The following is a 14,561-nucleotide window of genomic DNA, read 5'->3' on the forward strand; positions in this document are numbered from 1 at the left end:
GACCAGTATTATACGTGTCAAGGAAAAAATCTAATCAAAAATCCCCAATCATGACTTTAGATTTTCAAAATCAAAAAATTGCAGCATAAAAAAGGCTGCCCTTTTCGGACAGCCCCTTTTTTATTTCATCAGGTGAATTAAAGGGGGCTTTGTTTACTGTTCCTTTTTGCCATACCTTTGAAGTCCGAAAATTTAAAGAGAAATCAGCGGTTCAATCACCCGCTTCAACAAAAATTCTGATGGACAAAAAAACAGCAGTAACTGAAGGCAGGATGCTTCCTGTCATGGAAGCTTTTTATACAATACAGGGAGAAGGTGTACATACCGGTACCGCCGCATATTTTATCAGACTTGGAGGCTGTGATGTGGGCTGTGTATGGTGTGATGTGAAAGATTCCTGGGAAGCAGAAAAATGGCCAATATTAGGCGTTGAGGAGATTGTCGATGAAGCAATGAAGTTTCCAGGAAGAATGGTAGTGATCACAGGTGGGGAACCTTTAATGTACAATCTCGGTCCTCTTACAAGCTCGCTGAAATCAAAAGGATTTACGACCCACATAGAAACATCAGGAGCACATCCTTTTTCAGGCGATTTTGATTGGGTTTGCTTTTCACCCAAAAAATTCAAGGCTCCTCATCCTTCTATTTATGAAGTGGCCAATGAATTAAAAGTGGTTATCTTTCATAAATCCGATTTTGAATTTGCTGAAAAACACGCTGCTTTGGTCAATGAGGGCTGCAAACTGCTTTTACAACCTGAGTGGAGCAAGGCTAAATTCTTTATGAACGATATAGTGGAATACGTAAAATTCCATCCAAATTGGAAAATTTCGCTTCAAACCCATAAATTTATGGACATTCCATAAAGAAATGAGAAAAGGATTCCTTTTTCTGGTATTGTTGTTTTTTGTGCAACTTGGTTTTGCCCAGACGTATTCCATTATAGATTCCAGAGCGATCAAGCTGCATGAGCAAGGTGATGAACTAGTCAAACAGCGGAAATACGATGAGGCGCTGGAAAAATACCAGGCATCAATCAATAGGGAAGCCAATTTTTTAGAATCTTATATCAAAATGGGACGTGTCCTTCTTACAAAAGGATTGTCTCAAGATGCGCTTTCCATTGTAGAAAGAGGAGAAAAACGCCCTTCTAAGGCGAGTAATAAAGTGAAAGCCGAATTAGGCTGGTTAAAAATGCATATTTACCTGGCCCAAGGAGAGTTTCAAAAAGCTATCCGGAAATTTGATGAGGTTGATTTGATATTGGATGAAAATTTCAGGAAAACCTATGATTACCAACAGAATCAGGAACAGGTAATTTTCCTCAAAAATCACCTGGAAAAAAGTCTGACTATCAGTAAAGAAAAACTTCCTGAACCAGTTAATGATTTCAAGCTTCAGTATTTTCCTGTATTGACTGCAGACAGTAAAAAACTGCTCTTCACCAAAAGGGATGGTCTGGAAGAATATCAGAAAGAAGATATATATGTGACTTATCTGGATGAATCAGGTCTTAACTGGTCTGACCCTATAAGTATCAGTGCCAATATCAATACAGCCTTTAATGAAGGCACTTGTAGCATTTCAGCAGATGGTAATATCTTGATTTTTACTTCCTGTGATGCAGCGGATTCTTTTGGCAGTTGTGATTTGTATGTAGCCTATAAGGTAAATGGGGCATGGCAGCGTCCTCAGAATATGGGTAAAAATGTCAATTCCAGGTCATGGGATTCTCAACCCTCTCTTTCGGCTGACGGCAGTATTTTGTTTTTTTCTTCTAACCGAAGAGGCGGATATGGAGGTAATGATATATGGTATTCCGTGAGGCTTCCCAATGGTGCATGGTCAGAAGCCAAAAACCTTGGTGATCAGATCAACACACCAAAGGACGAGGTTTCTCCCTTTATCTATTTCAATAATGAAATCCTGTTTTTCGCATCCAATGGCCATAGAGGATTTGGCGGAATGGATTTGTTTGTGTCAAGGGTCGAAAAAGGGGAGTTTACAAAACCTGAAAACATGGGCTACCCTATTAATGATCATCAGGATCAGTTTTCCTTGTTTATCACAGCACAAAGAGATTATGCCTATTATACAGAAAGCATTTACAAAGAAGGTAAAGTAGAGCGGTCTTATTTATACAGGTTTGAATTTCCGGAAGAGATCACGCTTGGCGAAAAACTTGTGGTGTCTGAAGGTAAGGTGTTAAATGGCAAAACCGGTCTTCCTATAGAAGCAAAACTGTCATTGGTCAGTTTGTCAAATGACAGCACCATGTATCAGTTTAAGTCAGATGGAAAAACAGGGGAGTTCATGATGCTTTATCCTGACAAGTCATTTTCAGGTCTATATGTAGAAAAAGATGGCTATTTGCCTAAAATATTCAATGTTGAAAGGGACAGTCTTAAAAACAGGAGGAATTTAGAGATTTCATTGGTCCCTATAGCCTCAGGTGAAGAATTCGTTTTCGAGAATATATTTTTCGATTTCGACAAGGATGAATTAAAGCCGGAGTCTCTAAGTTCTTTGGTTAGGTTGTATGAATTCCTTCAGAAAAATACTCAGGTTAAAATCAGGATTTTGGGTCATACAGACAATGTAGGAAGTGAAACTTATAATCAAAACCTGAGTCAGAGAAGAGCGGAAAGTGTAGAGAAATATTTATTGTCTAAGGGGATTAAAAAAGAAAGGCTTATACCGATTGGTAAAGGAGATAAAGAACCGATTAGACCAAATGATACCCCTGAAAATAGAGCGCTGAATAGGAGGATTACAATATCTATTCAGTAGAGCAATTTTTTGTATGATTCTATTTGAAGAGTTAGGCGAACTTACGGTGGATTATCTCAAAAATGGGTAAAACTAAATTATTTTACATAAAACTAAATAAGCAATGTTAATAAATCTTAAATTATTTTAAATCTATACATTTTTTGGTTAACTAATCTTTTTGTGATATAAAATTTCGAAATGTAATTTTTTGTAGGAAAAAAAGTAATTTTTTTTCATAAAATCAAATAATTCATGCAATTGACTCTTATTACAGATTGTGTAAAAAATACGTTTCGTCTTGGATAATATGAAGTTTGTTGATAAAATTCGGGAATCGTTAAACTAATTTAAAACAAATTAACATGAAGAAAGTTTTACTAACCCTTGCGTTTATAGCAATGACAGCTGCGTCATTGTTCGCGCAGAGTAGGACTATCTCTGGTAAAGTCACTTCTGCTGAAGAGCCGAATGGCATACCTGGGGTCAATGTCCTAGTAAAAGGTACCACGGTCGGTACAGTAACCGATTTCGATGGTAACTATTCTCTTTCCGTACCGGAAGGAGGAAGCACTTTAGTTTTTTCATTTGTAGGGTTTTTTACTCAGGAAGTTGCTATTGGTAACAACAGCGTCCTGAATGTAGAGATGCGAGCGGATGTCAAGACTTTGGGTGAGGTTGTGGTAACAGGTTACGGTACACAGGAAAGAAGAGATATTACTGGTTCAGTAGCTTCTATCAACAACACCGCTATTGAAAACCTTGTTGCGCCTTCATTCGATACCCAATTGGCAGGTAGAGCACCAGGTGTGTCTGTAACTGTTCCTAACGGTATCTTAGGTTCTAGACCGATTATTAGAATCAGGGGTGTAAACTCCCTTTCCGGTGGTGCTGATCCATTGATCGTAATTGACGGCGTGCCTATCGTTGATTCTGATCGTTCTGCAGTTGTTGCTTCCAACCCATTGGCAAACATCAACCCAGCTGACATCGAGTCTTATGAAGTATTGAAAGATGGTTCTGCTACTGCGATCTTCGGTTCCAGAGCTGCTAACGGTGTGATCTTGATCACTACCAAAAGAGGTAAAGCAGGTAAAGCTCAGGTTAACTACAACGTGAGTACTGGTTTCAACGAAGCTGTCGATCAGTTTAGTTTGTTGACCGGTGATCAGTTCGTGGAAATCGCCAACGAAAAGAGAACTAACGCTGGTCAGTCTCCATTGGCTAATCAAGGTGTAAATACCAACTGGCAGGATGCTGTATTGAGAAGAGGTACTACTCAGCAGCACAACTTATCAATCTCCGGTGGTTCTGAAAACACCAAATATTTCTTCTCTGCAGGTTTCACCGATCAGCAGTCTGTTGTGAAAAACAACGATTTGAAGAGATATGCTTTCAGATCTAATATAGACCACTCTATTTCTAAAAAAGTAAGAATTGGAAAAAGCCTTTCTTACACTTATACAGAAATTACCGGTTTGAACAACGGAGCAAACTCACTTTCAGGTGCGATCTACAATGCTACAAGAGCATTACCTAACGTTCCGATTTTTGATCCTAACAACACTGCTTTCGGTGGCTATAATATCACTGCAAATGGTGCGACTACCGGTTTTGGTGCCAACCTTGCAGGTCCGGATAACAACATTCCAAACATCGCTTATGTATTGGAAAACAACTTCTACAGAGGTAGAAATCATAGAGTTTTGGGTAATGCTTATGCTGAAGTGGATATCGTTCAGGGTTTGACTGCTAGAACTCAAGTAGGTATTGACTTGACCATGGCAGATGACTTTCAGACTTTGGATCCAAGACACGGTGATGGTAGAAGTTCAAATGGTAACGTATACCAAGCTTTCAACCCAGTTTTCCGTTGGAACTGGCAAAATACTTTGAATTATCAGACAGTTATTGCTGAGGATCATAACCTTAATGCAACTGTAGGTGTAGAATATCAGTACACTAATTTCTACAATTTCTTTGCTCAAGGTACCGACTTCTCTGATGAGTTCTTCAGATTCAGAAACCTGATCTCAGGTTCTTACAACAACCAGTTCTCTGGAGGTGGTTTCTCTGAAAATGGTTTTGATTCTTATTTTGCAAGAGTGAACTATAGCTTCAGAGGAAAATATCTTTTGTCATTTGCTGTAAGAAATGACGGTATTTCTCAATTGGCTCCTGAAAACAGAAGAGGTACCTTCCCAGGTGGCTCTATCGGTTGGAGGATCTCTGACGAAGCGTTCTTCAACAGCAACTTGATCTCTGATTTCAAAGCAAGAGTTTCTTATGCTGAAGTAGGTAACGTAAGCTTGCCTGGTGGTGCATTCCCTTATGCAGGCGGTTTTGGTCCAGTATTGGCAGCTGCCGGTGCAGGTATCGGTTATTCTAACGTGGCGAACGTTGGTTTGCAGTGGGAAACTTCCAAGAAGTTTAACGTAGGTATGGACATGACCATCGGTTCTGTAACCTTATCAGCTGATTACTTCAAAAACAACGTAGACGGAATGGTATTGAATGCGCCAACTGCGCCTTCTTTGGGTATCCCAGGTAACACGATTAGCCAGAACGTTGGAGCTATGGTCAACCAAGGTGTGGAATTCAGAGCGATGAGCCAGGTCCTTTCTAAAGGAAAATTCACTTGGAGTACTGACTTCAACTTTACATGGTTGAAAAACGAAGTGACCAACTTGGTGCAGCCTTTGACAGGTACTTATAACAGAACTGTAGTAGGTGGTCCAATTGCTCAATTGTACGGATTTAAGTGGGCTGGTGTTAACCCTGCAAATGGTAATGCCATGTACTTCAGCGGTGATAACATCGTGCAGTTGGTAGGTGCTTCCTCTTGGAGAGCATTTGATCCAGCCAACCCAGGTGAAACTGCAACTCCAGGTACTGCTCCAACACAGTTTTTCCTAGGAAATACCCTTCCAAGATACTCTGGTGGCTGGTCTAATACCTTCAACTACGGTAACTGGGATGCTGAAATCTTCATCAGATACTCAGGTGGTAACTATATCATGAACGAGTCTAAAAGAGGTTTGATGGGACTTGGTTTCTCTAACAACCATTCTGAAATCTTGAACAGATGGACTGAAAGCGGTCAAGTTACTGATGTGCCTAGACTTTACTCCGGTCGTGATGCCAACACTTGGCAGACATCTGCTTCTAACTCCAGATTCATCGAGAAAGGTGACTTCGTAAGGGTACAGAATATCGTTGTTGGTTACAGAATTCCAAGTGCAACTTTGAACACTGCATTTAACGGAGCAATCAGAACGGCTAGATTCTTTGCTCAAGTTCAAAACCCACTTATTTTCACGAAGTACTCTGGTATCGATCCGGAATCTAACCAGTATTCTGGTCAGTTGAACTTCGGTGTTGACTGGAATGTGGCGCCGATCATCAGAACATGGTCTGTAGGTCTAAATGTTGGATTCTAATCGCACACCTTTAAATTGAAGAAAAATGAAAAATATAATTTCAAATAAAATAAAAACCGCATTCGTGGCCTTGGCAATGCTAGGTGCTACGTCATGTGATGTAACCGACCTTCAGCCGGCTAATATTATTCCGGATGCAGAGGCATTTGCAGATGCAAATAGAGTAAACGCCGCAGTTTTGGGTATCTATGAAGCAGCTCAAAGAGGTTTCTATCTAGGTGCTGTTCAAAGAGGTTATCCTTTCGGTGCTGCTTCTACACAGCAAGGTGACATGAGAGGTGAAGACATGTACAATGATCAGTTGTTCTATGAAGTAACCTATATCAACGGTAACAACCCTCAGACCGCTAATAATAACGGTCAGTGGATCTCTTTGTACAGAATGATCAACAGAGCTAATATTGTGATCGAAAACCTTGATCAAGCTGTGAGCAACGGTGCTCTGACTTCTGAATTGAGAGACCGTTATAGAGGAGAAGCGCTTTTCTTGAGAGCTTTGGCTCATCATGAGTTGGTAGTGTATTTCTCTAGGCCATATTCTGATGATCCTAACTCCATGGGTATTCCTTACAGAACTTTTGCCATCAACGATGTGTCTAAAGTTGAGCCAGGAGAAGCTGTAGGTAGAGGAACTGTACAGAGTGTATATGATCAGCTTTTGGCTGATTTGGATGAAGCAGAGGGCCTGCTTCCTGAAGCAGGTAATGCTTTCAGAGCTAGAAAAGCTGCTGCTATTGCATTGAAAGCAAGAGTAAAATTGCATAAAGAAGATTGGGCCGGTGTGGTTGCTGAATACAACAAACTGTCTTCTAGCTTTGCAGTAACTGAAAATCCTTTGACTCCATTTAGAGGTGGTAACAGTTCTGACAATATCTTCTCTTTTGAGAACACTCAGGCTTCTAATGCTGGTGTAAACGGTGCACTTCCAAACATGTATGGTAACCCTAACAAAGGTGCTAGAGGTTTGGTGAAAATCAGTCCATTGATCTGGAGAGCAGATTTCTGGCATCCACGTGATTTGAGAAGAAGCATCGAAGGGGAAGCTGATGGAATGGTTAGCCGTGGTCCTTTGGGAATGTTTACAAACAAATACATTGATAATGTAACTTTCTCTGACCCTACTACCATCATCAGATTTGCTGAAGTTGTTTTGGCTGCTGCTGAAGCGCAGGCAAGATTGGGTAACTCTGCTGCTGCGATCACCTTGTTGAACTCTGTTCGTGACAGAGCACTTCCTGATGATGTGCCTTCTTTCACCGCTGCAGACCTTCCAAATGCTGATGCCATCATCGATGCGATCATCAAGGAAACAAGAATTGAATTCTTGGCAGAAGGTAGAAGGTTCCCGAATATCCATAGATTATCAGGTGAAGGCAGAATGGCAGGTATCCCTTTGAAAGCTACTTCCAGATCTATCACCAGTGTTGCATTCTATGAGGATTTGACGAGAACTGTTCCTACTGACCACTCTTTGCCTTATTCAGAGAATACTTTCATTTGGCCTATTCCATTGGAAGAGATCTTGACCAATAATACATCACCACTACCACAAAACCCAGGTTATTAATCTCCGGTTTTGTGTAAATCATAAAGCCCTCCCAAATTTTTTTGGGAGGGCTTTTATATGCACATACCTAAATGAAATGGCCTGCATACAATATTTTTTAAAAATGCACTATTGTGTATTTAAAAAGTAATATATATTCTAAATTCATTTTTAAAATACTGGAAAAAAGATAAAAGCTTGATTTTTGTACTGTTATATGTTTTTTAAATCTTGAGCGCAATTTGATAAACATAATCATATAATTGTTGTATCAGTTCATATAGCTATTAAATATATTATATTTATTCATGTTTAAATTTCATAAATAGCCTTTTTCTTTAATATGAAACCTAATTTTTTCTATTGAAATTTTTGTTAACTATTGTTAAAAAAAAATTATATTTTGATTAATCATGAATTTCAAACGTGATTTTTTTATTGAATCTTTAAAAATACCCATTTAACTGCTTAATATTTTGCTAAATTTATAAAAACAGAATTTCATAGAATTAAATACACCTACATTCATATGTAAATTTCTTAAACGATTTTGCATTATCTGAAGTTATTGGATAAAATTGAGCTATCGTTAAACCAAAAAAATCAATTATGAGGAAAGTTTTACTTCTAGGACTTGCGCTTCTTTTTGCAACTGCTTCGGCATTTGCGCAAGGACGCGTAGTAACTGGAACGGTGACCTCCGGTGAGGATGGTCTGCCTATTCCAGGTGCATCAGTCATAGTGAAAGGTACCACAATTGGTACCGCTACCGACTTGGACGGTAGGTATTCACTCAATGTCCCACAAGAAAACAATACACTTGTTTTCAGTTTCGTGGGCTCTGTGACGCAGGAAGTCAATATTGGCAACCGCTCACAGGTCAATGTGGTATTGCAACCCGATACCAGAAGCTTGGAAGAAGTAATCGTAACAGGTTACGGAACCCAGCCTAAAAGAGAAGTGACCGGTGCGGTTACTTCCGTAAGGGGTGAATTGATCGAAAACCTTCCTATGCAATCTTTCGATAGAGCATTGCAGGGTAGGGCTTCAGGTGTTCAGGTACGTTCTGCCAATGGTCTTCCAGGTGGTGGTGTGAATATCCGTATCCGTGGTGTAGGTTCCATTACTGCTGGTAACGAGCCTTTGTTTATCGTAGATGGTGTGCAGTTGAACAATACTGCCAACTCTTCTTTTACCCAATCTAACCCATTGGCCTTCCTTAACCCTAACGACATCGAGTCCATGGAAATCTTGAAAGATGCAGCATCTGCTGCTATCTACGGTTCCCAAGCGGCTAATGGTGTTGTGATCATTACTACCAAAAAAGGTAAGCAGGGTAAGGCTAGATTTGAATTCAATGCCTTCACTGGTGAGACGCAACCAATGAAATACTTGGATGTGTTGAACGGTCCAGAGTGGTACGAAATGAGAAGAGATGCTTACATCAATTCAGGAAATACTTTGCCACAGGCAAATGCACTGAACAACATGGCTAGACTTCCTGCAAACTGGCAGTCTCTTTCTGCAGCTGAATTGGACGCTATCGGACTTGGATTGCCTTCTTATGATTGGCAAAGAGAAGTAATGGGTAGAGGTAGATTGCAGAACTATGAGTTGAACGTTTCCGGTGGTGATGACAAGACTCAGTTCTTCCTTTCTGGTTCTTACAACTATCAGGAATCATCTTTTAAGCCTGTTGACTTTGAAAGAGGTACTTTTAGAGCAGCGCTTACTCATAAAGCTAATGATAGATTGACTCTAGAAACTAACCTTAATTTGGCAACTACAGGTCAAAATGTACCTTTTGCCATTGACGGAGCGTTTTTGGGTAATCCGGCTTTCTCTGCTTCGGCAGTATTGCCTCACAATCCTATCAGAAATGAGGACGGTTCTTTCAATACTGCTATCGGTGGTGTTTTGGGTCAGAACATAGTTTTGGTAAATGAATTCAACTCAGGTACTACGAGAAGAAATTCTTTGGTAGGTAATGCAGTTGCTACTTACAAAATATTGGACAATTTGACCTATAGAGCTTTGTTCGGTTTGGATTACAGTATCCTTCAGGAGCAAAGATATAGAGATCCACGTACTCCTGATGGAGCTGGTGTAAGAGGTAGAGCTACTTCTGCAAACGATTGGAGAACCAGATTTATCAATACCCACACCTTGAACTGGAACAAAACTTTCAACAACGTACACAATGTGTCTGCGTTGGTTGGTTTTGAATTTGTGTCAGAAACAAGAGAAGGTTTGAACGGTGAATCTATTGGTTTCCCTACTTTCCAATTCAGATATGTAGATTCAGGTGCTGAGCCAGTATTCGTAGGTGGTTTCTGGACCGGTTACAGAAGACAAGGTGCATTCGTGAATGCCAACTACAACTACAAAGAAAAATACCTATTTACTGCTACTGCCCGTTATGACGGTTCTTCCAGATTCGGTGCCAATACGCAATATGGTTTGTTCCCTTCTGTAAGAGCAGGTTGGAATATCGCAATGGAGGACTTCTTGAAGGATTCTGAATTGATCACAGATTTGAAACTGAGAGCTTCTTGGGGTAGAACCGGTAACGATCAGATTGGCAACTTCGCTGCTAGAGGTTTGTACTCAGGTGGTGGTAACTATGCTAACGCAGCAGGTATCAGACCTTCAGGTTTGGCTAACCTTGATCTAGGTTGGGAAACCAACGAAACCATCAACTTAGGTTTGGATTATGGTTTCTTTGGAAACAGAGTGACAGGTAGTGTTGATTTGTTCGATAGAAGGACGAAAGACTTGTTGTTGAACCAGCCTATCCTTTGGACCAATGGTTTCGGCTCTATTGCCAACAACGTTGGTGAATTGATGAACAGAGGTGTGGAATTTGAAATCAACACTGTAAATGTGGACAGAGGTGGATTCTCATGGAGAACATCTTTCAACTTTACTTATATCAAAAACGAAATCGTTTCTTTGTATGATGGATTGGATGCTCTTCCTGCTAACCCAGGATTGGCAGTTGGTCAGTCAGTAGGTAACCCGCCATTCCCAGGTGCTCAGGCTCCAGGTTCTTGGTTTGCTGCTGAGTATGCCGGTGTGAACCCTGCTACAGGACGTCCAATGTGGTATGACATCAATAGAAACAGAACTTACTTGCCATTGGCTGCTGACAGGATCTATTTTGGTTCCAACCTTGCTCCTTACTATGGTGGTTTGAACAATACCTTCAGATACAAAGGCTTTGAATTGACGGCCTTCTTTACCTATGAATATGGTGCAATTGTATCTGATGGCCAATATGGTTTCTTGAGAGAGAATGGTACCCGTTTGACATTGAATGCCTTGAGAGAGGTAAATGACAGGTCTTGGAGAGAGCCAGGACAGATGACCGATATTCCAAGAAACTTGGCATTGAACGGTGGTAATGAGGTGAGAAGCCAAAGTAGACAATTCGGTACTGCCGGGTTGTTAAAAGCTGACTTTATCCGTTTGGCTCAATTAAGCGTTGGTTATACCTTTAATCCTACCTTGGTGAGAAATCTTGGTCTGACAAGAGCGAGAATCTATGCACAAGGAATGAACCTTTGGACATACACGGACTATCCTGGATATGACCCAGAATTCGTAGGTGCTGGTACTGGTCAGGTTCCAATTACCAAGAGTTATCAAATTGGTGTTCAGTTAGGATTCTAAAATTGAAAACAATGAAAAAAATGAAATTTATATATAACTACGCAATTGCCCTGCTTCTTGGAATTGGTGTACTTGCTACTTCCTGTAACTTGGATGTAGATCCAAGACAGTCAATTGACGCCAATGGGGCATTGAATACCCCAGATGGTTTGGAAGCTGCTTTGAACTCTGTGTATGCAAGGTTAAGAGCGCAATCCAATTATGGCCGTGACTTATTTGCAGTAGGTGATGCTTTGGCAGATGTAGGACTTACGACTTCCAATTCTGGTCGTTTGATCCAGGAGAATAACAATCAGCCAAATGCGCATTTCACTGCTGATTTTTGGCAGAATTCTTACTTTGCCATTAACGAAGCGAACTTGATCTTGGATCAAGTGAGTGCTGGGGTACAAGGAGCATCCAATGCACAACTGGCGAGATGGGAAGGCGAGGCAAAATTCTTGAGAGCGCTTTACTACTTTGATTTGGTAAGGGTATATTCCTACATCCCTACAGCAGTTTATACCCCAGGTGTAACAGATGAAGGTGGTGTGCCTATGCCTCTGGAAGGTTCTATCACATCTGATATTGCTTTCACCAGAAATTCTCCAAGATCTACTATTCAGGAAAACTACACTCAAATCTACAATGATTTGAACGATGCGATCACCTTGTTGACTTCTTCTGGTAGAGCTGGTACTCAGTACGCTTCTGCCGGTGCTGCTCAAGGCCTTCTTTCCAGAGTGGCTTTGTATAGAGGTGATTGGGCTACTGCTGTATCGGCTTCTACTGCAGCCTTGGCTTCCAGTGCAGGTACTGTATTGGGTGGTGAAGATTATGTAGCAGGTTGGAGAGCATCCGTTCACCCTGAGTCAATGTTTGAAGTGAGACTGCAATTGGCAGCTGAAGCTTTGGGTGTGAACGTATCCCTTCAGTCTACTTATACTGCCCTTTTGAACTTGGATAACAAGAATGCTCAAGGTGGTTGGGGTGATTTCATTCCAGGACCTACTGTAAGAAATTTCTTCGGATTGACCCAAGTGCAAATTGGTGAGCCAGCTTCCAACAATAATAACTGGGATGTTACCAGAAACGATGATGTAAGAGGTTTCTTGTACACCACAGGTAACACCGTTAGAAATGCTGGTCGTCAGATCGAATGTATCAAATTCATCTCTAAAAACGGTTTTGCTTTTGGTGATAACCTTCCTGTGTTGAGAAAATCAGAAATGCACTTGAACAGGGCTGAAGCTAATTTTCAATTAGGAAACACTGCTGATGCATTAGCGGAACTGAATGCTTTCAAAGCTTTGAGAGGCTTACCGGCTGTTGATTTGGCTGGCGCCGCACTTTTGGACGAAATCCTTGTGGAAAGATTCAAAGAGTTTGCATTTGAAGGTCAGCGTTTCTTCGACATGAAGAGATATGGAAGAGATATCGTGAAAACTTACATTGGTGCTAACAATGGCTTGCCATTCGAGGATTTCAAGGTACTTCCTCCAATTCCTCAAAGAGAAGTTGATGGTAATGTTAACTTAAATCAAAACAGAGGATACTAAAATTGAATATGACTATGAAAAAGATACTATCTATATTTTCACTAGTGATGGTTTTTGTCCTCGGTTCTTGTATCGAGCAAAACTATCCTATCTGGGAAGGCGCTGAAGTGGAATTTCAGAATGCTGTAACAACAGCTCCAGTAGCCGGTCAGAATTACCCTAGACTTACTGTAGCCAACACTGTTGGCACCGTAAATCTTCAGGTGAACTTAGTGGCTAGACAAAGAGCAAGCGACGAAACCATTACTTACCGTGTGGTACCTGAAGGTACCACTGCTGTGGCAGGTACTGATTACAATGTATCTGGTACCTTGACTATCCCTGCCAATTCCAGCTTTGGAACTTTGTCAGTGGCTGTTGTGAATACCGGTGCGATTGGTGGTTCTGTTGATTTGTTGTTGGAGTTGGAAGGTAATGCTACCATTCAGCCAAGCGAAAACTACAAGAGAGTTCAACTTAGAATTACAAGACCAAATCCTCCTGCAGCAGGATGATTATTCTAATAAAAAATGTTAAAAAGACCGGTTAATTCCGGTCTTTTTTTTAGATTTGGATATGAAAAAGTTTAGTTTACGTTTACTAGTTGTCATGGTATTTGTAGGGATTACAGGTACCGCTTTTGCTCAGTTACAGATGTTGAGGGATCAGGCTACAGGGAATCCTGTATTGGCCAATCCTTATCCGGAAGTAAAGGGTTCGCCTTATTGGACCGAGTTTGATTACGGTAAAATCATTTTTTCCGAAAGGGATACTGCGGATAATTTGATGATTGCTTTTAATGCTTTTAATCACACTTTGGTCAACAGTGTGGACAGGGAGTTGATGGCATATTCTCCAGGTAAAATAACCGGGTTTATTTTAAATGCTAACAGTACCCCTCAGGTATTTGTATCCGGCTATAAAATACCTAATGTAGGTGCCAATAGGTTCGTGCAGGTGATTGTAGATGGGGAATATACTTTGGTGAGCCATAAATACAAGAAAATGATAGATGATCCCGGAGCTACCTACGGTTCTCAAAGGGCGAAAAGCTTTCAGGGCGCTGAAGATCTTTACCTTTTCAAAAATGGAGAAGCTTATTTATGGAAAACCAAAAAGAAACAGCTCATAGAAATTTTTGGAGAGGAATATGCTAAAGTGAATGAGCTGACAAAAAGTTATAACCTCGATCTCAGAGAAAAGAATGATGTTAGAAGGTTGGTTTACTTTTTAAACAATGGTAATTGATCTTCTTTGATTTCATAATATCTGATCCATCAAGCTTCAGTTTGATGGATCTTTTTTTATATGGATTTTGGAACAATAAAATCAAAGTATGACCACATTTCATCTTAAAGAAAAGACCCTGCTCAAGAGTAATTAAATTGAATAATTTCCCTCAATCTTGTCAATAAGGAAATTAAGATAAGGTAGAGCATTGTTTTCGAACCAATATCCATGAATAACTTGTCCTCCCTGGTGGCCCTAACCCGGGGGTGTCCGAAAAGTCGAGACACCCTTTTTTTATTGTTGATCTTCTCTAAAATTATTATTTTAGAGTTGAACAAAATACAACAATGTCTAAGGTAGTTTTTAAAAATCAGACTGGCAATTGTC

General features: G+C 40.4%; 8 protein-coding genes. All 8 read left to right on the plus strand.

Annotation, left to right across the window (positions count from 1 at the left end; all coding sequences use genetic code 11):
• Positions 1-239: 239 nt before the first annotated feature.
• The 8 genes from ACFFIP_RS17815 (at position 240) to ACFFIP_RS17850 (ending at position 14,192) form a co-directional block, all read left to right on the plus strand.
• Positions 240-866, plus strand: a complete 627-nt coding sequence (locus ACFFIP_RS17815; protein ID WP_382389117.1) for a 7-carboxy-7-deazaguanine synthase QueE — start codon at positions 240-242, stop codon at positions 864-866.
• Positions 867-870: 4 nt separating this feature from the next.
• Positions 871-2,790, plus strand: a complete 1,920-nt coding sequence (locus tag ACFFIP_RS17820) for an OmpA family protein (protein ID WP_382389118.1) — start codon at positions 871-873, stop codon at positions 2,788-2,790.
• Positions 2,791-3,134: 344 nt separating this feature from the next.
• Complete coding sequence (locus ACFFIP_RS17825) at positions 3,135-6,209, plus strand: SusC/RagA family TonB-linked outer membrane protein (RefSeq protein ID WP_382389119.1); 3,075 nt, start codon at positions 3,135-3,137, stop codon at positions 6,207-6,209.
• A gap of 25 nt (positions 6,210-6,234) precedes the next feature.
• Positions 6,235-7,776 carry a RagB/SusD family nutrient uptake outer membrane protein gene (locus tag ACFFIP_RS17830; protein ID WP_382389120.1) on the plus strand — a complete coding sequence of 514 codons (1,542 nt, stop codon included), beginning with the start codon at positions 6,235-6,237 and terminating at the stop codon, positions 7,774-7,776.
• A gap of 588 nt (positions 7,777-8,364) precedes the next feature.
• Complete coding sequence (locus ACFFIP_RS17835; protein ID WP_382389121.1) at positions 8,365-11,427, plus strand: SusC/RagA family TonB-linked outer membrane protein; 3,063 nt, start codon at positions 8,365-8,367, stop codon at positions 11,425-11,427.
• Positions 11,428-11,447: 20 nt separating this feature from the next.
• Positions 11,448-12,965, plus strand: a complete 1,518-nt coding sequence (locus ACFFIP_RS17840; RefSeq protein WP_382389122.1) for a RagB/SusD family nutrient uptake outer membrane protein — start codon at positions 11,448-11,450, stop codon at positions 12,963-12,965.
• A gap of 14 nt (positions 12,966-12,979) precedes the next feature.
• Complete coding sequence (locus tag ACFFIP_RS17845; RefSeq protein ID WP_382389123.1) at positions 12,980-13,459, plus strand: DUF4843 domain-containing protein; 480 nt, start codon at positions 12,980-12,982, stop codon at positions 13,457-13,459.
• Positions 13,460-13,520: 61 nt separating this feature from the next.
• Positions 13,521-14,192, plus strand: a complete 672-nt coding sequence (locus ACFFIP_RS17850; protein WP_382389124.1) for a hypothetical protein — start codon at positions 13,521-13,523, stop codon at positions 14,190-14,192.
• Positions 14,193-14,561 lie beyond the last annotated feature (369 nt).

It is taken from the genome of Fontibacter flavus, assembly GCF_042432905.1.
Lineage (GTDB): Bacteria > Bacteroidota > Bacteroidia > Cytophagales > Cyclobacteriaceae > Fontibacter > Fontibacter flavus.